Origin of the sequence: Shinella sp. G-2 (assembly GCF_050172695.1) — a bacterium.
Classification (GTDB): domain Bacteria; phylum Pseudomonadota; class Alphaproteobacteria; order Rhizobiales; family Rhizobiaceae; genus Shinella.
The window spans coordinates 468,513-490,024 of record NZ_JBBEYH010000002.1 but is presented as its reverse complement, the minus strand read 5'-3'; the positions used below and the strand labels follow the sequence as shown (position 1 = coordinate 490,024).

Below are 21,512 nucleotides of genomic sequence, written 5' to 3'. Positions count from 1 at the left end.
GCATTCCAAGCGACGGATCACGAGAAGCGAATATTCGTCCGCTCCGCGCATTTCCGCCTTGATCATGCATGAAAAACGCCTGCCGCGCCGCTTGCCGCATGACAGTCACATGATTATTGTGCGGCAGTTTTTAACCACGGAATACGGCCAAAGCATGTAAGCCCCCGGGCGGCTCTGGCCTCAGGAGTTCTCGATGTTCAAGGGATCCATTCCCGCTCTCGTCACCCCGTTCACGACCGCTGGCGCCGTCGACGAAGAAGCCTTTGCCGCGCATGTGGAATGGCTGATCGGCGAAGGCAGCCACGGTCTCGTACCGGTCGGCACGACAGGCGAATCGCCGACGCTGTCGCATGACGAGCACAAACGGGTGGTGGAACTCTGCATCAAGGTGGCGGCCGGCCGCGTGCCTGTCATCGCCGGCGCCGGCTCCAACAACACGAAGGAAGCGATCGACCTTGCCCAGCACGCCGAAAAGGCGGGCGCGGATGCGATCCTCGTCGTGACGCCCTATTACAATCGCCCGACCCAGAAGGGCCTCTTCGCGCATTATTCGGCAATCGCCGGGGCCGTGAAGCTGCCGATCGTCATCTACAACATTCCCGGCCGCTCGGTCGTGGACATGACGCCGGAGACGATGGGCGCGCTGCACAAGGCGCATCCCTCGATCATGGGCGTCAAGGATGCGACGGGCAAGATCGAGCGCGTTTCCGAACAGCGCATGACCTGCGGCAAGGATTTCGTCCAGCTTTCCGGCGAGGACGCGACCGCGCTCGGCTTCAACGCCCATGGCGGCGTCGGCTGCATTTCGGTCACGGCCAATGTCGCCCCGCGCCTGTGCGCCGAATTCCAGGACGCGACCCTTGCCGGCGATTATGCCAGGGCGCTCGGCTATCAGGACAAGCTGATGCCGTTGCACAAGGCGATCTTCATGGAGCCGGGCGTGTGCGGCGCGAAATATGCGCTGAGCCGCATCCGCGGCATGGACCGCACCGTTCGTTCGCCGCTGCTCTCCTCGCTGGAGCCGGCCACGGAGGCAGCCATCGACGCGGCGCTTCGCCACGCCGGTCTGCTGAACTGACATGGCCACGAAAGCACGCCCCACGACGGTCAAGAAGATCGTGGCGGAGAACCGCAAGGCCCGCTACAACTACGAGATCGTGGATACCTACGAGGCCGGTCTGGTGCTGACCGGCACGGAGGTCAAATCCCTGCGCGAGGGCAAGGCGAACATCGCGGAATCCTACGCCTCCGACGAGGACGGCGAGCTCTGGCTGATCAATTCCTACCTGCCGGAATATCTGCAGGCGAACCGCTTCAACCACGAGACCCGCCGCCGCCGCAAACTTCTCCTGTCCAAGCGCGAGATCCATCGCCTGCGCGTTGCGATCAACCGCGAGGGCATGACGCTCGTGCCGCTGAAGGTCTATTTCAACGATGTCGGCCGGGCCAAGCTCGAGCTGGCGCTCGCCAAGGGCAAGAAGCTGCACGACAAGCGCGAGAGCGAAAAAGAGCGCGACTGGAACCGCCAGAAGGGCCGCCTGCTGCGCGAGCGCGGCTGAGCGGAGGAGGGGCGCATCGGCGCCCCTCGCCAAGTTGCATGTCAGGTTCAGATTGAACCAGACATGCTCTAAATTCTTTTGTTTTCGTTTGTCTCTTCGGGAAAACCGGTTCCCACTTTTCCCTGACAAACTCTAGAGAACAGGGCGCAGATAGAGGTGGCTGATCTTGCCCCGGCGGGTCAGCGCGAAACCCCATTCCACCCTGGCATCGGCAAATTCCGCCTCATAGACATCGAGGCCCTCCGAGACGCCCTTGAAGGATAGCGCCTTCAGCGTACCGGCCTTTTCCAGTTCGCTACGGATCGTCTCCTGCTGTTCGCCGACAAGGGCCGCGAGCGGCGGCGCCATGCTGTCCGCTTGAAGCGTGCCAAGCCGGAGCTCTTCGATCAGCCGGCGCAGGAACGCTTCGCCGCCCGCCATCGGCGTCCTGTCGCGGATCCGCTGCCGGACCGCGTCTTCGAGGGCGAGAACATCCGTCAGCTCGACCCGTTCGGCGGGATCCTCGAAACCGTTCTGATGATGGACGAGGCCGACGACCGCGCCCTCGCCATCGCGGCGGAACGTCACCTGTACGGGTAGGGCCTTCATGAAGAACGCGGTGTCGCTCTCCGGAAAGATCGGCAGATCCGACTGCCCGATGATGCGGTAGAGAAGCTGGTCGTTCTGCCGCGAGACGACGGAGAGCGTGCCGTCGCCGGTTTCATAGGCGCCGGCATAGGCGTCGAGGCGGTGCGGATCGATGGCGATTTCGGTGCGCGGACGCATCTGTTCGTAGCGTCGCCAGGCGGCGGTGTCGTGGGCGGCGTCGGTCATCTTGGTTTCCCGTGCGAGATGGATGAGATCGTCGACCGACGGCGTCGTTCCGCCGTCGATCTTCGCTTGCAGGGCGTCGATGACCTGAAGGCCCCGCGCCGCCCGGTCGCGCGCCTCGATGAGGGCGTCGCGCTGGAGGGTGAGGGTCTTCGCAAGGTCGGTCGTCTGTCCCTCAAGGAGCCTTGCAATGGCGCTGAGGCTGAGGCCGAGCGTTTTCAGCGCCAGGATTTCGTTCAGCCGGGCGATCTCGCCGCTGCCGTAGAGCCGCCATTGCTTGGCGGTGCGGCGGGGCGAGATCAGGCCGTGCTGCTCGTAGAGCCGGAGCGTGCGCACCGAAAGGCCGATGCGCTCGGCGCATTCCTGGGCGGTGAGCAGGCTTTCATCGTGAGCGCGACCGTGCATCGAAAACTCCTTCGGGGAGACTGATTACGGTATGACGTTGGGTCCGGCTCAAGGGGAAATGTGCGGCCGGGGCAATTTTGATGAATGCCGCTTCGACAGCAATGCTCTGCTCTTGTGTTGGCCGCATTGTCCAACGCCGAAGCGATAGCGCTTCGGCTGGAAATGCTCGGAACGCAAAACCCCGCGGCCGGCAAGGTCCGCGGGGTAAGGAAGGAAGGCTCGTTGAGCTTAGAACTGGCTGTAGAGCTGCGCGACGACCGACTGGCGGGCGATGCGGGCGAGCTGGTCGTCGCTTTGCTGCGCCGGAACGTCGGGCGAGGGGGCCGGGTTGGCGCTCGCCGTGCGGGCGGTCAGGAACGAGGACATCAGCGAGTTGAGGTCGCCGCTGTCGATGGCAAGGCGCGCACCGGGATTGCGCTCGGCGGCAACGCGCGTGTCCGTCGTCGCCTGTGCCGGCGGCACGGCATAGGCGGGCAGGGCGGCGACGCCCGGCAGGCCGCTCGGCCCATAGAGGAAGCTGAGGTCGCCGGCCTCCTCGACCGTATCGGACGGCGCGGAAACCTGCGTGACCGGTTGCGGCAGGGCGAGGGCGGCGAGCGCCGCGACGGCGGGCCGGCTCTCGGCGGCCGGCACGGCCGACCGCGCCTCGAGCGCGTTCGATACGGACCGGTAACTGGAGCCGGAAAGCGATACTGCGTCCACCATGTGTGAAGATGCCCTGATGCGAATTGACTGTACGATAACGGGAATATCAGGAGAGTCTTGCAGAACCTTGATGCGGCGCGGGCGGATTTGATTCAATGTTTAATGAAGGATTGAAAACCCTGGATTTTCAGGCTTTCTGACGGACGTTTCGCGGAAAAATCCGTCGCTGTCACGGCTGGCGGCGGGGCCGCCGGTCCTGCCATTGCGGCCGTGCCAGTTCGTACCAGACCTCGCCCTGCTCGCTGCCGGGGATCGGATCGGCCCATTCGGCGTGATCCGTGCGGGCATGGTGGAGGCCGGCCTTTTCCATCACGCGGCGCGAGGCAAGGTTGACGGCCATGGTGGTCGCGACGATCGTCTCGTAGCCACCGGTCTCGAAACCCCAGTCGACAAGAGCTATTGCCCCTTCCGAGGCAAGGCCCTGGCCCCAGGCGGCCGAGCAAAGGCGATAGCCGAGTTCCGCGACCGCCTCGCCCTCCGGCCAGAGGCAGAACCAGCCGACGAAGGCGCCATCGGAGGTCTGTCGCGCGGTCCAGACATGGGGTTCCGTTCCCCGGGGCATGAGGAAGGTCGCGTTCGGATCGGGATGATTGCGATCGACCGCCTTGCCGCCGTTGAGGAAACGCATGACCTCGGGGTCGCGTTCGAGCGCGATGAAGTCGGCCTCGTCTTGCGGGCGGCAGGGGGTGAGGATGAGGCGTGCCGTTTCAAGGACCGCCGCCTGCGCGTGTCTGTCCATGGCTCCAGCCCCTCGGGTTGGCGGGCCGGTTCAGTCCGCGACGGTTTCCACCGGCTCCACCGCGCGCTGCGGGCGCTCGGAGGGATCGCGGCCGATTTCGGCCTTCAGCGTGCCGAGGTCGATGAAGTAGTCGGCCTGGCGGCGCAGGTCGTCGGCGATCATCGGCGGCTGGGTCTGCATGGTGGAGACGACGGAGACCTTGCGGCCCCTGCGCTGCAGAGCCTCGACCAGCGTCGTGAAATCGCCGTCGCCGGAGAAGATGACGAGATGGTCGACGGTCTCGGACTGTTCCATCGCGTCGATGGCCAGTTCGATATCCATGTTGCCCTTGATCTTGCGGCGGCCGAGCGAGTCGGTGAATTCCTTGGCCGGCTTGGTGACGACCTTGTAGCCGTTATAGTCGAGCCAGTCGATCAGCGGACGGATCGAGGAATATTCCTGGTCCTCGATGAGGGCCGTGTAGTAATAGGCGCGCAGCAGATAACCGCGCTTCTGGAAGGCTTTCAGCAGCTTCCTGTAGTCTATGTCGAAGCCGAGTGTCCTGGATGCCGCGTAGAGATTTGCACCGTCGATGAAGAGGGCGATTTTCTCGCGGGGGTCGAACATGGCGGGAAATCCTTTTAAATAGAAGTTGAGGTAAAGGGTTGAGTTTCGGCCGGGTGTGGGTGTCCCGGATGCACTATCCAGTTGAATTAACTGTTTTTCATATAATCTTCATTTAGGGCAGGGCCGCGCGCTTTCCAAGCAAACCTAGGTTGCGGCCGCCATTTTTCCGACCGGCATCGTTTCAGCAAATTCAATGGGTTCTGAATTGGGAAATAGTTCCCGCGCCTTACCCGATTTGTCCGACCTTTCGGTCTTTTGCCTCCCGTAAGGGGAGGTATCAATCAGAAGTTATATGGGCAGCCTTACGACACGTGTCCGCCCCGGCCGAACCGGCGGCGAACCGGCCTGCGGCAAGGAAAAACTTGAATTTGCCTTCCATTGCCTGTATCGGGCATGCAAACTCCTGAAATTCTCGATCACAAAGGACAGGCAATGGCCCGTGTCACCGTTGAAGATTGCATTGACAAGGTAGACAACCGCTTCGAGCTGGTTCTTCTTGCAAGCCATCGCGCCCGCCTCATCTCGCAGGGCGCCGCCATCACCATCGATCGCGACAACGACAAGAACCCCGTCGTCGCCCTGCGCGAGATCGCCGACGAAACCCTTTCGCCCGACGACCTCAAGGAAGACCTGATCCACTCGCTGCAGAAGCATGTGGAAGTGGACGAGCCCGAGCCCGATCCGGCAAGCCTGCTCGCCGACGACGCGACGACCGCGACCGCCGACGAGGACGAGGACCAGCCGGAAACCATCGCCTTCGACCGCATGTCGGAAGAAGAGCTCCTGGCGGGCATCGAAGGCCTCGTTCCGCCGGAAAAGAGCGACGATTACTGATTTCGGTAACTTACCGAAACCTTTGCTGTTGCGAATGCCGGTGCGCCCCTCTTAAGCTTGGGGCGCACTTTTTTTTGCCCTGCGGGAGCGGGGAGAAAGCCGACCGAGGATGATGCGTCAATATGAACTCGTCGAACGGGTTCAGAAATACAAGCCGGATGCCAACGAGGCCCTGCTGAACAAGGCCTATGTCTATGCGATGCAGAAGCATGGACAGCAGAAGCGGGCGAGCGGCGACCCCTATATCTCGCATCCTCTGGAAGTCGCCGCGATCCTCACCGACATGCGCCTCGACGAATCGACCGTCGCGGTGGCGCTGCTGCACGACACGATCGAGGATACCAGCGCCACGCGCGCCGAGATCGACGAACTGTTCGGCGAGGATATCGGCGCGCTGGTCGAAGGCCTCACCAAGATCAAGAAGCTCGACCTCGTCTCCAAGAAGGCCAAGCAGGCGGAAAACCTGCGCAAGCTGCTGCTCGCCATTTCGGACGACGTACGCGTGCTGCTGGTCAAGCTGGCCGACCGCCTGCACAACATGCGCACGCTCGACCATATGACGCCGGAAAAGCGCGCCCGCATCTCCGAGGAGACGATGGACATCTATGCGCCGCTCGCCGGCCGCATGGGCATGCAGGACATGCGCGAGGAGCTGGAAAACCTCTCCTTCCGCCACATCAACCCGGAAGCCTTCGAGACCGTCACGCGCAAGCTGGAAGAGCTGTCCCAGCGCAATGAAGGGCTCATCCGCAAGATCGAGGACGAGCTGCGCGAACTACTCGTCACCAACGGCCTCGACGACGCGCTCGTCAAGGGCCGGCAGAAGACGCCCTATTCGGTCTTCCGCAAGATGCAGTCGAAGTCGCTGTCCTTCGAGCAGCTGTCCGACGTCTACGCCTTCCGCATCCTCGTCGACGATATCCCCGCCTGTTATGCGGCGCTCGGCATCGTGCACACGCGCTGGCGCGTCGTGCCGGGCCGTTTCAAGGATTACATCTCGACGCCCAAGCAGAACGACTACCAGTCGATCCACACCACCATCGTCGGCCCCTCGCGCCAGCGCATCGAGCTGCAGATCCGCACCAAGCGCATGCACGAGATCGCCGAATACGGCATCGCCGCCCATTCGCTCTACAAGGACAAGGAAGCGGTGAACGGCGAGGTCGCGCGGTCGCCGCGCTCCAACGCCTATGCCATGCTGCGCCGGACCATCGAGTCGCTGGCCGAAGGCGACAATCCGGAAGAATTCCTCGAACACACCAAGCTCGAACTCTTCCAGGACCAGGTCTTCACCTTCACGCCCAAGGGGCAGCTCATCACGCTGCCGCGCGGCGCGACGCCCATCGACTTCGCCTATGCGGTGCACACCAATATCGGCGACACCTGTGTCGGCGCCAAGATCAACGGCCGCATCATGCCGCTCGTCACCCGCCTCAACAATGGCGACGAGGTGGAGATCATCCGCTCCGGCATCCAGGTGCCGCCGCCGGCCTGGGAAGAGATCGTCGTCACCGGCAAGGCGCGCGCCGCCATTCGCCGCGCCACGCGCGCGGCCGTGCGCAAGCAATATTCCGGCCTCGGCTATCGCATTCTCGAGCGCACCTTCGAGCGCGCCGGCAAGCAGTTCTCGCGCGACGGCCTGAAGCCGGTGCTGCACCGTCTCGGCCAGAAGGAGGTCGAGGACGCCATCGCCTCCGTCGGTCGCGGAGAACTCTCCTCGCTCGACGTGCTGCGCGCGGTCTTCCCGGACTATCAGGACGAGCGCGTGACGGTGAAGCCGAGCTCGGACGACGGCTGGTTCAACATGCGCAGCGCCGCCGGCATGGTCTTCAAGCTGCCCGGCAAGACCAAGGCCGCGCTCGAAGGCGCGGAAGCCGAAACCGGCCCGGAGGCGCTGCCGATCCGTGGCCTTTCCGGCAATGCCGAGGTGCATTTCTCCGTCGGCGGCGCCGTTCCCGGCGACCGCATCGTCGGCATCATGGAGAAGGACAAGGGCATCACCATCTATCCGATCCAGTCGCCCGCGCTGCAGAAGTTCGACGACGAGCCGGAACGCTGGATCGACGTGCGCTGGGACCTCGACGAGGCGAACAACACCCGCTTCATGGCGCGCATCATGATCAACGCGCTGAACGAGCCGGGCACGCTTGCCGAGGTCACCCAGACGATCGCCACCAGCGACGTCAACATCCGCTCCATGTCGATGACGCGGGTCGCGGCCGATTTCACCGAGGTCCATATCGACCTCGAGGTCTGGGACCTTCGCCAGCTCAATCAGCTCATCAGCCAGCTGAAGGAGCTGCAATGCGTGTCGACGATCAGCCGCGTGTTTACGTGATGGACCGATATCGGGCATGTTCCATGCAAAAATGCGGCAGCCTGCCTTGATTGAGGCAGGTTTGCCTAACATTTGACCAGTCGTCATGCGCGTTGCGCATGGCTGTATCGGCATAGTGTCGCTGGTGTCTTCGGGCGACGAATCCTATCTTCTGTCTCGGGAGGTCAACCGAAAGAGGTTTACCAATGCTGAAGCAGATCAAGAACTTTGCCCGCGCCCTGCGCGTTCCGAACGCCGAAGACCGCGAGATCGCCTATCTCAACGGCGCCATCGACCGTATCGACCTGGAATACCGCCAGCGTCAGATCGACCGCGGCCTTTTCCGCAAGACCTACTAAGCTCTTCCGCCATGTGGCGCACATCGTTGCGCCACGGCGCCCGTCTGGCGCGCCATGAGGGCGTCGCCATTGACGCGCTGTGAGCGCCGCCATTGACGCGCTGTGAGCGCCGCCATTGACGCGCCGTAAGCGCTGCCATTGAAATGCCACCAACGGATCGGCTATGTCTTGACCATGTTGTTCAGACGCCGAAAAAAGGCTTCCTGGCCTGAGCGGGTGCGCGAATTCTTCTGGCCGCGCAAGGGCTTGACGCGTCCGGCGCGTTACCTTGCCAAGCGAATCCTGCGCCTTTCGGCCTCGCCCCACGCGGTGGCCGCGGGGGTTGCGGCCGGCGCGTTTTCCGCCTTCACGCCGCTGCTCGGCTTTCACGTCATCCTGGCGCTGGCGCTCGCCTATCTCACGGCGGGCAATCTGCTCGCCGCCGCGCTCGCCACCACCATCGCCAATCCGCTGACCATTCCGCTCATCGCCATCGCAACCTTCCGGGTCGGGGAGGGCGTGCTCGGCATCCGCTCGGGCGAGGCGGTTTCGGCCTCCGATCTCTTCCACATGCTGGAGCATCTCGAACTGTCGGAACTCTGGCATCCCGTCCTCAAGCCGATGCTCGTCGGCGCCGGCCTGCTGGGCGCGGTGGCGGCGGCGCTTTCCTATTGCGTGACGCGTTTTGCCGTGCGCTCCTTCAAGGCGCGGCGCCATGCCCGCCTCATGGAGCGCGCCGGCCTTGCGCCCGCATCCGCCCTTTCCTCTGGAGACAAGACCCTATGATCATCGGCATCGGCAGCGACCTCATCGACATCCGCCGGGTGGAGAAGTCGCTGGAGCGTTTCGGCGAGCGTTTCACGGAGCGCTGCTTCACCGAGATCGAGCGGGCCAAGTCCGACGGGCGCAAGAACCGCGCGGCCTCCTATGCCAAGCGCTTCGCCGCCAAGGAGGCCTGTTCCAAGGCGCTCGGCACGGGGCTGGCGCAGGGCGTGTTCTGGAAGGACATGGGCGTCGTCAACCTGCCGGGCGGCAAGCCGACGATGAAGCTGACGGGCGGGGCGCTCGAGCGGCTGAAGCAGATGCTGCCGGAAGGCCACGAGCCGCGCATCCACATCACCATCACCGATGATTTTCCGCTCGCCCAGGCCTTCGTCATCATCGAGGCGCTGCCGGCCGGAACGCCCGGATAATCGGGCGCCCGCGTCTTTTTGAGCGACACGATTTCCAACAGACAACCTTTCCTCTATAGAGGGCCCCATGTTTGCAAATAAGGACAAGTCCGGCGTGGCAGAGAAGACAGAAAAGGCCGAAGGCGGCCTGTGGGAAAACGTCAAGGTCATCATCCAGGCGCTGCTACTCGCCGTGGTGATCCGCACCGTGCTCTTCCAGCCCTTCACCATCCCCTCGGGCTCGATGATGCCGACGCTGCTCGTCGGCGACTATCTCTTCGTCAACAAGTTCTCCTACGGCTATTCGAAATATTCGCTGCCGTTCTCGCCGAACCTGTTCTCCGGCCGCATCTTCGCCAGCGAGCCGAAGCGCGGCGACATCGTCGTCTTCCGCTTCCCGCCGAACCCGGACATCGACTACATCAAGCGTCTCGTCGGCCTGCCGGGCGACCGCATCCAGGTGCGCGACAGCGAACTGTACGTCAACGGCGTGGCCGTCCCGCGCGAGCACAACGGCTTCTTCCGCGCCGACGACCAGTACGATACGGGCGAGGACGTGCCGGTCTTCCGCGAAACCCTCGACAATGGCGTCGCCTATGACACGCTGGACACCCGTCCGGGCACCGTCGGCGACAACACGCGCGAGTTCATCGTGCCGGAAGGCCACTATTTCATGATGGGCGACAACCGCGACAACTCGGCCGACAGCCGCTTCGACGTCGGTTTCGTTCCCGCGGAAAACCTCATCGGCCGCGCCAGCCTGATCTTCTTCTCGCTGGGCCATGACACGTCCTTCAGCGAAATCTGGAAATGGCCGACGAACCTGCGTTGGGACCGTCTCTTCAAGGTCGTTGAATGAAGGGCGCCATTCCGCTGAACGACGCCAACCGCAAGGCCCTCGAGGACCTGATCGGCTACGTCTTCACCGACAAGGATCGCCTCGATCGGGCGATCACCCATGCCAGCGCGCGGCCCGGCAAGGGCAGCAATTACGAGCGGCTGGAATTCCTCGGCGACCGCGTGCTTGGCCTGTGCGTCGCCGAGATGCTGTTCCGCACCTTCCGCGAGGCGAAGGAGGGCGAGCTGTCGGTTCGCCTCAACCAGCTCGTCAGCGCGGAAAGCTGTGCGGCGGTCTCCGATGCGCTGGAGCTGCACCGCTTCATCCGCACCGGCGCGGACGTCAAGAAGCTCACCGGAAAAGCCATGCTGAATGTGCGGGCCGATGTGGTAGAATCGCTGATCGCCGCGATCTATCTCGACGGCGGGCTGGAAGCGGCGCGCGGCTTCATCCTCGCCAACTGGCAGGGCAGGGCCGCCCGCGCGGAAGGCGCGCGGCGCGACGCCAAGACCGAATTGCAGGAATGGGCGCATGCCAGGTTCGGCGTGACGCCGAGCTACCGGGTGGACGAGCGCTCGGGACCGGACCACGATCCGCGCTTCACCGTGACGGTGGAGATCAAGGGCGTGAAGCCGGAGACCGGCATCGACCGCTCCAAACGGGCCGCCGAACAGGTGGCCGCGACGAAGATTCTCGAACGCGAAGGCGTCTGGCCGAAGGCCGGCGCCTGACGCAATTCCGGCAAACGGACGCGGCCGCCTGCGCCCGCCCTTGCGCCGACACGAATTGCGCCCAACCAAAGATTGACGGATATCATGAGCGAAGAACACGAAAACCTTGCCGAGAGCAGCACGAACGGTGAGGGCGCGACCCGCTCGGGCTTCGTGGCGCTCATCGGCGCGACCAATGCCGGCAAGTCCACGCTGGTCAACCGCCTCGTCGGCGCCAAGGTGACCATCGTCAGCCACAAGGTGCAGACGACGCGCGCCATCGTGCGCGGCATCGCCATCCACGACAATGCCCAGATCGTCTTCATGGACACGCCCGGCATCTTCAAGCCGCGCCGCCGGCTCGACCGCGCCATGGTCACGACCGCCTGGGGCGGGGCCAAGGACGCCGACGTCATCATGTTCCTGATCGACAGCGAGCGAGGCCTCAAGGGCGACGCCGAGACGATCCTGGAGGGCCTGAAGGAGGTCCACCAGCCGAAGATCCTCGTGCTCAACAAGGTCGACCGCGTGAAGCCGGAAGACCTCCTGAAGCTGGCCGCCGCCGCCAACGAGACGGTCAAGTTCGAACGCACCTTCATGATCTCGGCCCTCAACGGTTCGGGCTGCGAGGACGTCATGAACTACCTCGCCGCCGCGCTGCCCGAGGGTCCCTGGTACTATCCGGAAGACCAGATCTCCGACCTGCCGATGCGCCAGCTCGCGGCCGAGATCACCCGCGAGAAGCTGTTCCTGCGCCTGCACCAGGAACTGCCCTATTCCTCGCATGTCGAGACGGAGAAGTGGGAAGAGCGCAAGGACGGCTCCGTGCGCATCGAGCAGGTCATCTATGTCGAGCGCGACAGCCAGAAGAAGATCGCGCTCGGCAAGAACGGCGACGCGATCAAGGCCATCTCCACCGCCTCGCGCAAGGAACTGGCGGAAATCCTCGAACAGCCCGTGCATCTCTTTCTCTTCGTGAAGGTGCGCGAGAACTGGGGCGACGACCCGGCCCGCTTCCGCGAGATGGGCCTCGATTTCCCGACCTCCTGACGCATCGGGGCCGCCTCCTTACGGCCGCGCCTTCACCGCCGGCCCGATATCGAGGATCCGGTTCGTCCAGACATGACCGGGGAAGGGGTTCGGCAGGTCCTCGACATCGGCAACGGTGTCGATGCCGGTCGATCCGGCTTCCCCGCCATAGGGGCCGAGGAGAATGACCTCGCTGCCCGCCGCCTTCATGCGCGTCAGGAAACGGTTCGGCCAGCCCCAGAGCAGGAAGGCATAGTTGCGCGGCACGGGCACCAGCGTGTTGCGGCAGGCCGCCGGCACATGGCCGATCCAGCCGGTGCCGAGATAGCGCAGCAGGCAGCCCATGGCGGATTTGCCCGTATAGCCCCGGAGGCCGGCAAGCCCGGCCAGCGCCGCCTGCGTCGGTTCCGCCCCGCCATAGACGCCGAAGACCTTCTCCCGCCAGGCCGGATTGGCCTTGAGCAGCGCGGCAAGCGCCTCGCCTTCCTCCGCCCGCCGGCTCTTGAAGTTGATCAGCAGGCGGCCCGCCGGATTGGCCGCGAAAACCTCGTCCAGCATCGGCATGAGGCCGACGCCCTTGCCGCGGAACGGATAGGTCCTGCCCCCATCCGCCGTATAGCCATAGCCGATATCGAGCCGCTTCAGCGCCGCGCTGTCGGTCTCCTCCGTCACGCCGGTTCCGTCGGTGCGGCAGTCGAGCGTCCAGTCGTGGAAGACGGCGAATTTTCCGTCGGGCGTCAGATGCACGTCGATTTCGACCACGTCGGCCCCGGCCGCGAAGGCGGCCTCCATGCCGGCAAGGGTGTTTTCCAGGAAGCCGTGAACCGGCGGGTCGATCAGCGCGGCTGTGCAGGTGTCGTTCTCGACGCCTTCATGGCCGAAGGTCTGGTGCGCGCCGCGATGGGCGAGCAGCCTGGTTTCGCCCTCCGGGGCGCTGACAAGCAGCGAACTGTTGAAGGACCAGACGAGGAGGGCAAGGCCCAGCACGAAGACCGGCACGCGTTTCATGGCATTTCTCCTGCGGCCCCGCCCAAGGCATAGGGGCGCGCGGGAGAAACGACAAGTCGTCAAAAATCGTCAGGCGGTGGCGCGCCGTCCCTGCTGGGCGCTTTCGCGCGCCTTTTCCATCAGCCGCTGCATGGCCCACACGCCGAGTTCTTCCTGGGTGAGGGGGCGGCTGATGAGATAACCCTGATAGAAATCGCAGCCGGCGGCGGCGAGCAGGGCCATCTTCTCGGTCGTGTCGACGCCTTCGGCGATCACCGACATGTCCTGCGCATGGCAGAGCGCGACGAGGGCGCGCAGGGTCGGCAGGGCGGCCGAGCGGGTGAGGCTTTCCACCAGCTCGCGGTCGAGCTTGATGGTCTCGGCCGGGTATTCGATGATCTGCTGCACCGAGGTATAGCCGGCGCCGAAATCGTCGATGGAGATGCGGAAGCCGCGGCCGCGCAGGATCTCGATGTTGCGGCGCGACTGTTCGCCGAGCTTGACGGCGAAGGTCTCGGTCAGCTCGATCTCGATCATGCGCGCATCGACGCCGTGCCGGTCGGCGCAGTCGCAGAAATGGTCGCTGATCGACTTGGTGTAGAGCTCGGCCGAGGAAATGTTGATGCAGAGGATCGTTTCCGCGCCGAACAGCTTGCGGATATGGCCGTATTCGGACATGGCGCGGTCGATCACCCACCAGTCGATCTTGCTGAACAGGCCCGTCGTCTCGGCGATGGGGATGAACTCGTCCGGCGTCACGCGGCCGAGCAGGGGAGACGTCCAGCGCAGCAGCGCCTCGCAGCCCGTCACCTTGCCGTGGCCGTCGACGATGGGCATGTAGACGAGGTGGAATTCGGCGTCCGGATCGAGGACGCGCAGTTCCTCCTCGATGCGGCGCTGGCGGTTGCGCTTCTCGTGCAGCGAACGCGAATAGCGGGCCGAACCGTTCTTGCCCTTGGATTTCGCCTGGTACATGGCGGCGTCGGCATTGGCGACGAGTTCTGGCAGGGTGCGGGCGTCCTCGGGATAGACGGCGATGCCGATGCTGGCAGTCACCGGATAGGCCTTGTCGAGAACCTCGAAACCTTCCGCGAAGAGCGCGATGATCTCGCCCGAGATTTCCGTAATCGTGCCGCCGCCCGGCTGGCAGCGCAGCATGATGGCGAATTCATCGCCGGACAGGCGGGCGAAGAGGCCATGCGGCAGGCCGCGCTCGGACGCCACGCGATCGACGATGGCGGAGATGCGGTCGGCCAGCGTCTTCAAAAGCTCGTCGCCGATCTTGTGGCCGTGTTTGTCGTTGACGAACTTGAAGTTGTCGACGTCGATGAAGAGCAGGGTGCAGCCGCTGCCTTCGACCTCCGCTTCCTCCAGGATCTGGGTGGAGCGGATGTTGAAATATTCGCGGTTGGAAATGCCGGTCAGCGTGTCGGTCCAGGAGGCGTTCTGCACGAGGTCGAAGGACTGCATGGAATGGTCGTGCAGGCGCTTGACGTTCGCCGAAAGGCGGCCGATCTCGCCCGCTTCGTTCATGTCGGGCAGCGCGCTGCGGCTGCCGGTCATCACGGCGGTGAGCTGGCGGTCGAGGCGGGCGATGGGGTTGGTGATGTAGCGGCGCACGAGCAGCAGCACGAGGCCGATGGTGAAGAGGCTGAGCGCGATGGCGCCGAGCGCCAGCAGCGTCTTAAGCGTGGAGAGACGGTTTTCAAGGAAGGCCGGGTCCGGTGTCAGGCGGGCGAAGAGCGAGGCGCTGAGCGTGGCGGTCGCCGAAAGCGCGCCCTGCGCCAGGAACTGGTGCTGCCCGATCTCGATGGTCGCGCCATATTCCTTTTCCAGCGTGCGCTTCATCTCGAGGAAGAGTTTTGGCCGCACGGCGGTCTGCACGAGGATCGCGCTGCCCTTGGCGCTGGCCACGGGGCGGTTGAAGGTCAGCGGATCGATGAACTCGGAATGCACGATCAGCGGCTCGGTGCCGGGCGCGTTGAGATAGGCCCAGGACGACAGCCGCGGGCTCTGGATAACCTGGCGGGCATGGTCGAGCTGGCTCGGCGTGATCTCGGCGAACGGATCGTCGCTGTCCTCATAATAGTAATCGACCGTCAGCGGCGGACGGATGATCGCGACGGAAATGAACTTCTTGCGGTCGTCGGAGAGCGAGGTGAGGCTCTGCTGCAGGCGCACGCCGAGCGCGGTGTTGCGGTAGCTCGCATCCGCCTCGTTGACGAAGAGACGCACGGCGTCGCCCTCGACGAGCGAATAGATCAGGCTGCGGTTCTGCGTCACCTCGTTCTGGAAGAGGGCGGTGAGCAGGCCCATCTGCTGCCAGAGGCGCGCGCGCTCCAGGCCCGTGATCGACGAGCTCTGGACATAATAGATGAGGGAGGCCGCGAGCACGTAGCCCGCCAGCACGACCGGGAAGATGAGGGCGAGGGCGCGTTTACCGAGCGTCACTGAGTTGGGCCAGACTGCTGATGATGCGGCGGCGGGCCTGAACCGATTGCACGGTCAGTTCCTCCTGAAGCTGGCTTTTGGCCAGGATTTCCGGTGCGGCATAGATTTCGGGATTGGATTGCACGTCTTTCGGCAGCAGCGCGAGGGCGGCGGCGCTCGCCGTGGGCATGTTGAGCTTCAGCGCGTTGCGCGCGCCGTTCTTCGCATTGCTGATATAGTCGACCAGTTGCAGCGCCAGGTCCTTGTTGCCGGAGCGCTGGCTGACGCTGATGCAGTCGAGCCAGGAGAGGGTGCCTTCCTTCGGCACGACATAGCGCCAGAGGCCGGGCGAGGAGACCTTGTCGTTCAGCGTGTACTGGTCGCCGCTATAGCCGAGCGCCATGTGGATGTTCGGCCCCTTGTCGGCGTTCTGGATGGAGGTGATGACGTAGTCGTAGGTCAGCACATAGGGAAGCTGCGCCTTCATCAGCTCGAAGGCGGCTTTCAGGGATTCGTTGTCGTTGGCGTTGACCGACTTGCCGAGCAGCACCAGCGGGGCGACGAAGGCCTCGGCGTGATCGTCGTACATGGCGATATGGCCGCGCAGGCTTTCGGCCGGCTTCATCATGTCCGCCCAGGAGGTCGGCGGCGTGGTGATCTTGTCGGAGCGGTAGAGGATGCCCATCGTGCCCCAGAGATAGGGCACGCCATAGCCGCCGCAGCGCTTCGTCCAGCTTTCGGCATAGTCCTTCAGCGCCGGCACGTTCTCCGCGTCCAGCGCCATGATGATGCCGCGGTTGCCGTAGAGTTTCGCGCCGTTCTCGTTGGTGACGACCACGTCGATATTGCTGTTGGGGTCGGCGAGGATCTCGTCGCGCGCATCGCCGCTGTCATAGAAGGTCTGGCGCACCGCGATGCCGGTTTCGGCGGTGAAATCGGCGAGGATCTGGGCGTCGATATAGGATTCCCAGATGAGAAGGTTGAGCGTCGCTGCGCTCGCCGGAGCGGCCGCGGCGAGGGCCGTCAATGAGACTGCTGCAAGAAATGCGCCGCGCATGCCGAAGGCCCCGTTCCCGTTACGTCGGGAAGGATAGTCGGCAAGACTTTATGAAGCGTTACAACCGCTAAGCCGGGATTAGCGTCTTTTCAACCGCAGCACGGCGTGCCGGGCGGGCGGGTTGCAGGCATGTGATATATTGTGGACGGCCCGCCTGCGGCGCGGCGCGCGGTTGGCTTGCCATCGGGGGCTCTCTATGAGCAAGTCCGAAGAAAGTTGCCGCACTGCCCGAGGAGTTTCGACATGGCCCCGACGCCGCTCAAGATCGCGAACCTGATCGCCGCCGAGATCAAGGCGACGTCCGCCCAGGTGACGTCCGCCGTGGCGCTTCTCGACGAGGGCGCGACCGTGCCCTTCATCGCGCGCTACCGCAAGGAAGTGACCGGCGGCCTCGACGACACGCAGCTGCGCGTGCTCTCCGAACGGCTGACCTATCTGCGCGAACTGGAAGCGCGCCGCGCCTCCATTCTCGAATCGATCGCCGGGCAGGGCAAGCTGACCGACGAGCTGGCCGGCAAGATCGCCGCCGTCACCACCAAGGCCGAGCTCGAGGACATCTATCTGCCCTACAAGCCCAAGCGCCGCACCAAGGCGGAAATCGCCCGCGAGCGCGGCCTCGGCCCGCTGGCCGAGCAGATTCTTGCCGACCGGGCGCGGGTGCCGGCGCAGCTCGCCGAAAGCTTCCTTTCGGCCGAGGTCACGGACGTGAAGACCGCGCTTGAGGGCGCGCGCGACATTGTCGCCGAGCAGCTCACCGAAAATGCCGATCTCCTGAAGCGCCTGCGCGACTACATGAAGGACAATGCCTTCCTGCGCTCCCGCGTCGTCGACGGCAAGAAGGAAGCCGGCGCGAAGTTTTCCGACTATTTCGACCATACCGAACGCTGGTCCGGCGTGCCGAGCCATAGGGCGCTCGCCATGCTGCGCGGCTGGAACGAGGAGTTCCTGTCGGTCGACATCGTCGTCGACCAGGACAGCACCGAGCCGGTCAAGCCCGTCGAGCGCATCATCGCCTCGTTCTACGCCATCGGCACGAAGCCGGGCGACACGTGGCTCGCCGAGGCGATCGGCTGGACCTGGCGCGTCAAGCTTTCCCTGTCGCTGTCGCTCGACCTGATGCGCGAGATGCGGGAACGCTCGGAAGAAGAGGCGATCCGCGTCTTTGCCCGCAATCTGAAGGACCTGCTGCTCGCCGCGCCCGCCGGCACGCGCGCCACGATGGGCCTCGACCCGGGCATCCGCACGGGCGTCAAGGTGGCCGTGGTCGACAATACGGGCAAGGTGGTGGAGACGACGACGGTCTATCCCTTCCCGCCGAAGAACGACGTGCGCGGCACGCAGGCCGAGCTTGCCAGCCTCATCCGCAAGCACAAGGTGGAGCTGATCGCCATCGGCAACGGCACCGGCAGCCGCGAGACGGAAAAGCTGGTCGCCGACATGCTCGCCGTGCTTCCCGCGCCCAAGCCCACCAAGGTCATCGTCTCGGAGGCCGGCGCCTCGGTCTATTCCGCCTCGGAAACGGCCGCCGCCGAATTCCCCAATCTCGACGTGTCGCTGCGCGGCGCCGTCTCCATCGCCCGCCGCCTGCAGGACCCGCTGGCCGAACTCGTCAAGATCGAGCCGAAGTCGATCGGCGTCGGCCAGTACCAGCACGATGTCGACCAGGGCAAGCTCTCCCGCTCGCTGGACGCGGTGGTGGAAGACGCCGTGAACGCCGTCGGCGTCGATCTCAACACCGCCTCCGCGCCGCTGCTCGCCCGCGTCTCCGGTCTCGGCAAGTCCTCGGCCGAGGCCATCGTGGCGCATCGCGACGCCAATGGGCCCTTCGAGAGCCGCAAGGAACTGATGAAGGTCTCGCGCCTCGGCGCGCGCACCTTCGAGCAATGCGCCGGCTTCCTGCGCATTCCCAACGGCAAGGAGCCGCTCGACGCCTCCTCGGTGCACCCGGAAGCCTATGGCGTCGCCAAGAAGATCGTCGCGGCCTGCGGGCGCGACCTGCGCGCCCTGATGGGCGACAGCGCCGCGCTGAAGCAGCTCGACCCGAAGGTCTTCGTCGACGAGCGCTTCGGCCTGCCGACGGTCAAGGATATCCTCGCCGAACTGGAAAAGCCCGGCCGCGACCCGCGTCCGGAATTCAGGACCGCGACCTTTGCCGACGGCGTCGACGACATCAAGGACCTCAAGGTCGGCATGCTGCTGGAGGGCACGGTGACGAATGTCGCCGCCTTCGGCGCCTTCGTCGATATCGGCGTGCACCAGGACGGTCTCGTGCATGTCTCCCAGCTTGCCGACCGTTTCATCAAGGACCCGCACGAGGTGGTGAAGGCGGGCGACGTGGTGAAGGTGCGCGTGACGGAGGTGGACGTGCCGCGCAAGCGCATCGGCCTCACCATGCGCAAGGACGGCGGCGCGTCCGCCGGGCGTGACGAGAGCCCGCGCAACGACCGCAATTCCGGCATGAAGCCGAAGTTCAGCCAGGCCGCGCCGAAGCAGCAGGCGCCCGCGCAGGGCGCGTTCGGCGCCGCGCTCGCCGAGGCGATGAAGCGCAAGTAGCCCTAGTTTTCCTAATGGCTGCCGGCAGAAATCGTCGTTTGTCCTGAGCCATGCCGTTGCGCATAGTCGCGGCATGGGCGGGCTCAAACGAAGCGGGGACGGGATGCGTCCCCGTCGCCGACAGACAGGAAACATCGAATGACGATCACGATTTCACGCCGGCATGCGCTTGCCGGCGCTCTCCTTGCCATTCCCGCGGTGTCCGCGCTTGCCAGCAGCGCCGGTGCCGCCAGCGCCGCCGATGGCGCGGGGCTGGAAAAGCGGCTGGCCGACCTCGAGGCGCGCCACAAGGGCCGCATCGGCGTTGCCATACATAATCTTGCGACGGGTGCACGGGTCGGCCATCGCGCCGACGAGCGCTTCCTGATGTGCAGCACCTTCAAGGCCTTGCTCGCGGCGCATATCCTCGCCCGCGTCGACCGCAAGGAAGAGACGCTCGACCGCGCCGTCAGGATCCGCAAGTCCGACCTTTCCGAATGGTCGCCGGCGGTGGAAAAGCGCGTCGGCGGCAGCATGTCGGTCGCCGAACTCTGCGAGGCGGCCGTCACGCTCAGCGACAATGGCGCGGCGAACCTGCTGCTTGCCGCCTCCGGCGGGCCGAAGGCGCTGACGGCCTTCCTGCGCGGCGCAGGCGATGACGTCACGCGCCTCGACCGCACGGAGCCGGCGCTCAACTATCACGAAACGCCGGATGACGAGCGTGACACGACGACGCCCGTCGCCATGGCCGACACGCTGCACAGGCTGATCTTCGCCGATGTGCTCTCGCCGCGCTCGAAGGCGCAGCTTGCCGCCTGGCTGGTGATGAACAAGACCGGCGACACGCGGCTGCGCGCCGGCCTGCCGGCCGGTTGGACGGTGGGCGACAAGACCGGCACCAACGGCGACAAGGCCGGCAATGCCAATGACGTGGCTATCGCCTGGTCGCCGGACCGTGGCGCGATCGTCGTGACCGCCTTCTGCGAGATCCCCGGCATTTCTGGCGACGAGCGCAATGCCGTCATCGCCGAGATCGGTCGCATCGCCGCCGAGGCCTGACCTTTCGGGGCGTCGCCGGAAGGCGGCGCCTCACCCGTCGAGATCGCCCTTGAGGGCGGCAAGCACGCTCATCGCATGACCGGCATATTGGCTGATCCAGCGGTCGGAGATCGCCTGGATCGGCAGGGCGTTGAGGTGGTTCCAGCGCTCGCGGCCCTCGCGGCGGGGAATGATAAGCTCCGCCTCTTCCAGCACCTTGAGGTGCTGCATGACCGTGCAGCGGTCCATCTCCGGAAATCGCTCGCACAGCGCGCCCGTTGTCAGCGGCGCGTCCCTGATCGCATCCAGCATCTGGCGCCGCTTCCCGTTGGCGAGGGCCTTGAAAACGGCATCCTGTTGCGATTCGCTTGACATGTTATGTTTTTATAACATATTTTCTCTAGGTACAAGACAAAGCAAGGGCGATAGCGCCCGAAGGAGGACGGCATGACGCTGGAATTCCGCGTGAACGGGCGCATCGGCAAGCCGGTGGCCGAAGTCTTCGACGCCGTGGTCAACCCTGAGAAGCTGAGCGGCTATTTCACCACCATCGGCGGCGCGAGCGCGCCGCTCGTCGAAGGCACGACGGTGACCTGGTGGGGCATGGCCCCCGTCATCGTCGACAAGGTGGAGAAGGACGCCCTCATCGTCTTTCGCTGGGATGCCATGGTCGAGGAGGGGGAGGACCCCTACAAGACGCGCGTCGAGATGCGCTTCAAGCCGCTGGACGACGGCGGCACGATGGTGACCATCGCCGAGACCGGCTGGCGCGAGGATGCGCGCGGCCAGAAGTCCTCCTACATGAACTGCGAGGGCTGGTCGCAGATGCTGGCCTGCATGAAGGCCTATGTCGAATACGGCATCAACCTGCGCGACGGCTACTATCCGAGCGAGATGAAGGGCGTCGTCACGTCCGAGCAGCAGGATTTTACCTGAGGGGGCACCGGTGAACGGTCGTTCGCCGGCGTCTCCAGCATCTTCAGTATTTTATCCGGCGCGCAAGCGGTGCCGCTTCGGTCGGTATGTCAAAGGAGTGTGCCATGACGGCGAAAATCAGCGGCGGCATCAACATCGCCATGAAGGTGCCTTCGCACCAGTACGAAGCGACCCTTGCCTTCTATCGCGACGTGGTGGGCCTACCGCCCTTCGACGAGAAGGCGCCGGCCAGGGGCTTTCTGCTGGGGCCAAACCGGCTGTGGATCGACGAGGCGCCGACCTATAGCCAGGCCGAGGTCTGGCTCGAACTCTTTGCGCCCGACCATGCCGTGGCGCTTGGCCATCTCCAAGAAAACGGCGTCGTGCGCTGCGACGCCGTCGAGGATCTGGGCGAGGGTTTTCGCGGCGGCTGGATCATGAACCCGGCCAATATCGTGCACATGGTCCGCGAGCCCGAGGCCTGGTAGGCC

At 64.7% G+C, this 21,512-nt stretch carries 22 protein-coding genes; 14 read left to right on the top strand and 8 right to left on the bottom strand.

Going from position 1 to position 21,512, the window contains the following annotated elements:
* The first annotated feature begins 193 nt into the window (after nucleotides 1-193).
* Complete coding sequence (dapA, locus tag V8U06_RS06350) at nucleotides 194-1,078, top strand: 4-hydroxy-tetrahydrodipicolinate synthase (RefSeq protein ID WP_427139940.1); 885 nt, start codon at nucleotides 194-196, stop codon at nucleotides 1,076-1,078.
* 1 nt (nucleotide 1,079) lies between these two features.
* Complete coding sequence (gene smpB / locus V8U06_RS06345) at nucleotides 1,080-1,559, top strand: SsrA-binding protein SmpB (protein WP_226919834.1); 480 nt, start codon at nucleotides 1,080-1,082, stop codon at nucleotides 1,557-1,559.
* A 132-nt stretch (nucleotides 1,560-1,691) separates the two neighbouring features.
* Here smpB and V8U06_RS06340 read toward each other — a convergent pair whose 3' ends face one another.
* The 4 genes from V8U06_RS06340 to V8U06_RS06325 all read right to left on the bottom strand — a co-directional run bounded on the left by V8U06_RS06340 (nucleotide 1,692) and on the right by V8U06_RS06325 (nucleotide 4,824).
* Nucleotides 1,692-2,774, bottom strand: a complete 1,083-nt coding sequence (locus tag V8U06_RS06340) for a MerR family transcriptional regulator (RefSeq protein ID WP_427139939.1) — start codon at nucleotides 2,772-2,774, stop codon at nucleotides 1,692-1,694.
* A 228-nt stretch (nucleotides 2,775-3,002) separates the two neighbouring features.
* Complete coding sequence (locus V8U06_RS06335; protein ID WP_427139938.1) at nucleotides 3,003-3,479, bottom strand: hypothetical protein; 477 nt, start codon at nucleotides 3,477-3,479, stop codon at nucleotides 3,003-3,005.
* Between the two features lie 169 nt (nucleotides 3,480-3,648).
* Complete coding sequence (locus V8U06_RS06330; protein WP_427139937.1) at nucleotides 3,649-4,218, bottom strand: GNAT family N-acetyltransferase; 570 nt, start codon at nucleotides 4,216-4,218, stop codon at nucleotides 3,649-3,651.
* A 30-nt stretch (nucleotides 4,219-4,248) separates the two neighbouring features.
* Complete coding sequence (locus V8U06_RS06325) at nucleotides 4,249-4,824, bottom strand: NYN domain-containing protein (RefSeq protein ID WP_226919830.1); 576 nt, start codon at nucleotides 4,822-4,824, stop codon at nucleotides 4,249-4,251.
* A 432-nt stretch (nucleotides 4,825-5,256) separates the two neighbouring features.
* Here V8U06_RS06325 and rpoZ point away from each other — a divergent pair, with 432 nt between their 5' ends.
* From rpoZ to era, 8 genes are all read left to right on the top strand, one after another.
* Complete coding sequence (gene rpoZ, locus V8U06_RS06320; RefSeq protein ID WP_226919829.1) at nucleotides 5,257-5,658, top strand: DNA-directed RNA polymerase subunit omega; 402 nt, start codon at nucleotides 5,257-5,259, stop codon at nucleotides 5,656-5,658.
* A gap of 109 nt (nucleotides 5,659-5,767) precedes the next feature.
* The gene (locus tag V8U06_RS06315; protein WP_427139936.1) at nucleotides 5,768-7,996 is read left to right on the top strand and encodes a RelA/SpoT family protein; all 2,229 of its coding nucleotides are present in this window, start codon (nucleotides 5,768-5,770) and stop codon (nucleotides 7,994-7,996) included.
* A gap of 185 nt (nucleotides 7,997-8,181) precedes the next feature.
* Nucleotides 8,182-8,334 carry a DUF3563 domain-containing protein gene (locus tag V8U06_RS06310; RefSeq protein WP_226919827.1) on the top strand — a complete coding sequence of 51 codons (153 nt, stop codon included), beginning with the start codon at nucleotides 8,182-8,184 and terminating at the stop codon, nucleotides 8,332-8,334.
* 174 nt (nucleotides 8,335-8,508) lie between these two features.
* Entirely contained in the window at nucleotides 8,509-9,099 is a 591-nt protein-coding gene (locus V8U06_RS06305) for a DUF2062 domain-containing protein (protein WP_427139985.1), read from the top strand.
* Nucleotides 9,096-9,506 carry a holo-ACP synthase gene (acpS, locus tag V8U06_RS06300; protein ID WP_226919825.1) on the top strand — a complete coding sequence of 137 codons (411 nt, stop codon included), beginning with the start codon at nucleotides 9,096-9,098 and terminating at the stop codon, nucleotides 9,504-9,506. Before V8U06_RS06305 ends, acpS begins: the two co-directional genes overlap by 4 nt.
* 94 nt (nucleotides 9,507-9,600) lie before the next feature.
* Nucleotides 9,601-10,344 carry a signal peptidase I gene (lepB, locus tag V8U06_RS06295; protein ID WP_226919824.1) on the top strand — a complete coding sequence of 248 codons (744 nt, stop codon included), beginning with the start codon at nucleotides 9,601-9,603 and terminating at the stop codon, nucleotides 10,342-10,344.
* Nucleotides 10,341-11,054: a ribonuclease III gene (rnc, locus tag V8U06_RS06290; protein WP_226919823.1), complete on the top strand. Its 714-nt coding sequence runs from the start codon at nucleotides 10,341-10,343 to the stop codon at nucleotides 11,052-11,054. Before lepB ends, rnc begins: the two co-directional genes overlap by 4 nt.
* A gap of 84 nt (nucleotides 11,055-11,138) precedes the next feature.
* On the top strand, nucleotides 11,139-12,083 hold the full coding sequence (gene era / locus V8U06_RS06285; RefSeq protein WP_427139935.1) for a GTPase Era: 945 nt from the start codon (nucleotides 11,139-11,141) through the stop codon (nucleotides 12,081-12,083).
* An 18-nt stretch (nucleotides 12,084-12,101) separates the two neighbouring features.
* Here era and V8U06_RS06280 read toward each other — a convergent pair whose 3' ends face one another.
* The 3 genes from V8U06_RS06280 to V8U06_RS06270 all read right to left on the bottom strand — a co-directional run bounded on the left by V8U06_RS06280 (nucleotide 12,102) and on the right by V8U06_RS06270 (nucleotide 16,536).
* On the bottom strand, nucleotides 12,102-13,070 hold the full coding sequence (locus V8U06_RS06280) for a glycerophosphodiester phosphodiesterase family protein (protein ID WP_427139934.1): 969 nt from the start codon (nucleotides 13,068-13,070) through the stop codon (nucleotides 12,102-12,104).
* A gap of 69 nt (nucleotides 13,071-13,139) precedes the next feature.
* Complete coding sequence (locus tag V8U06_RS06275; RefSeq protein WP_427139933.1) at nucleotides 13,140-15,500, bottom strand: putative bifunctional diguanylate cyclase/phosphodiesterase; 2,361 nt, start codon at nucleotides 15,498-15,500, stop codon at nucleotides 13,140-13,142.
* Entirely contained in the window at nucleotides 15,487-16,536 is a 1,050-nt protein-coding gene (locus V8U06_RS06270) for a polyamine ABC transporter substrate-binding protein (protein ID WP_427139932.1), read from the bottom strand. Before V8U06_RS06270 ends, V8U06_RS06275 begins: the two co-directional genes overlap by 14 nt.
* Nucleotides 16,537-16,779: 243 nt before the next feature.
* Between V8U06_RS06270 and V8U06_RS06265 the strand changes: the two genes are divergently transcribed.
* Both V8U06_RS06265 and bla read left to right on the top strand, forming a co-directional pair.
* On the top strand, nucleotides 16,780-19,089 hold the full coding sequence (locus tag V8U06_RS06265; RefSeq protein WP_427139931.1) for a Tex family protein: 2,310 nt from the start codon (nucleotides 16,780-16,782) through the stop codon (nucleotides 19,087-19,089).
* A gap of 138 nt (nucleotides 19,090-19,227) precedes the next feature.
* Nucleotides 19,228-20,127, top strand: coding sequence for a BKC/GPC family carbapenem-hydrolyzing class A beta-lactamase (gene bla / locus V8U06_RS06260; protein WP_427139930.1), 900 nt, complete (start codon nucleotides 19,228-19,230; stop codon nucleotides 20,125-20,127).
* Nucleotides 20,128-20,157: 30 nt separating this feature from the next.
* Here the strand turns inward: bla and V8U06_RS06255 are convergent, their stop codons facing one another.
* On the bottom strand, nucleotides 20,158-20,481 hold the full coding sequence (locus tag V8U06_RS06255; protein WP_427139929.1) for an ArsR/SmtB family transcription factor: 324 nt from the start codon (nucleotides 20,479-20,481) through the stop codon (nucleotides 20,158-20,160).
* 72 nt (nucleotides 20,482-20,553) lie between these two features.
* Between V8U06_RS06255 and V8U06_RS06250 the strand changes: the two genes are divergently transcribed.
* On the top strand, nucleotides 20,554-21,042 hold the full coding sequence (locus V8U06_RS06250; protein WP_427139928.1) for an SRPBCC domain-containing protein: 489 nt from the start codon (nucleotides 20,554-20,556) through the stop codon (nucleotides 21,040-21,042).
* Between the two features lie 104 nt (nucleotides 21,043-21,146).
* Complete coding sequence (locus tag V8U06_RS06245; RefSeq protein ID WP_427139927.1) at nucleotides 21,147-21,509, top strand: hypothetical protein; 363 nt, start codon at nucleotides 21,147-21,149, stop codon at nucleotides 21,507-21,509.
* The last annotated feature ends 3 nt before the right edge of the window (nucleotides 21,510-21,512 follow it).

Coding starts and splice junctions, on each gene's coding strand:
- dapA (WP_427139940.1), top strand. CDS start 194: ATGTTCAAGGGATCCATTCCCGCTCTCGTCACCCCGTTCACGACCGCT.
- smpB (WP_226919834.1), top strand. CDS start 1,080: ATGGCCACGAAAGCACGCCCCACGACGGTCAAGAAGATCGTGGCGGAG.
- V8U06_RS06340 (WP_427139939.1), bottom strand. CDS start 2,774: ATGCACGGTCGCGCTCACGATGAAAGCCTGCTCACCGCCCAGGAATGC.
- V8U06_RS06335 (WP_427139938.1), bottom strand. CDS start 3,479: ATGGTGGACGCAGTATCGCTTTCCGGCTCCAGTTACCGGTCCGTATCG.
- V8U06_RS06330 (WP_427139937.1), bottom strand. CDS start 4,218: ATGGACAGACACGCGCAGGCGGCGGTCCTTGAAACGGCACGCCTCATC.
- V8U06_RS06325 (WP_226919830.1), bottom strand. CDS start 4,824: ATGTTCGACCCCCGCGAGAAAATCGCCCTCTTCATCGACGGTGCAAAT.
- rpoZ (WP_226919829.1), top strand. CDS start 5,257: ATGGCCCGTGTCACCGTTGAAGATTGCATTGACAAGGTAGACAACCGC.
- V8U06_RS06315 (WP_427139936.1), top strand. CDS start 5,768: ATGATGCGTCAATATGAACTCGTCGAACGGGTTCAGAAATACAAGCCG.
- V8U06_RS06310 (WP_226919827.1), top strand. CDS start 8,182: ATGCTGAAGCAGATCAAGAACTTTGCCCGCGCCCTGCGCGTTCCGAAC.
- V8U06_RS06305 (WP_427139985.1), top strand. CDS start 8,509: ATGTTGTTCAGACGCCGAAAAAAGGCTTCCTGGCCTGAGCGGGTGCGC.
- acpS (WP_226919825.1), top strand. CDS start 9,096: ATGATCATCGGCATCGGCAGCGACCTCATCGACATCCGCCGGGTGGAG.
- rnc (WP_226919823.1), top strand. CDS start 10,341: ATGAAGGGCGCCATTCCGCTGAACGACGCCAACCGCAAGGCCCTCGAG.
- era (WP_427139935.1), top strand. CDS start 11,139: ATGAGCGAAGAACACGAAAACCTTGCCGAGAGCAGCACGAACGGTGAG.
- V8U06_RS06280 (WP_427139934.1), bottom strand. CDS start 13,070: ATGAAACGCGTGCCGGTCTTCGTGCTGGGCCTTGCCCTCCTCGTCTGG.
- V8U06_RS06270 (WP_427139932.1), bottom strand. CDS start 16,536: ATGCGCGGCGCATTTCTTGCAGCAGTCTCATTGACGGCCCTCGCCGCG.
- V8U06_RS06265 (WP_427139931.1), top strand. CDS start 16,780: ATGGCCCCGACGCCGCTCAAGATCGCGAACCTGATCGCCGCCGAGATC.
- bla (WP_427139930.1), top strand. CDS start 19,228: ATGACGATCACGATTTCACGCCGGCATGCGCTTGCCGGCGCTCTCCTT.
- V8U06_RS06255 (WP_427139929.1), bottom strand. CDS start 20,481: ATGTCAAGCGAATCGCAACAGGATGCCGTTTTCAAGGCCCTCGCCAAC.
- V8U06_RS06250 (WP_427139928.1), top strand. CDS start 20,554: ATGACGCTGGAATTCCGCGTGAACGGGCGCATCGGCAAGCCGGTGGCC.
- V8U06_RS06245 (WP_427139927.1), top strand. CDS start 21,147: ATGACGGCGAAAATCAGCGGCGGCATCAACATCGCCATGAAGGTGCCT.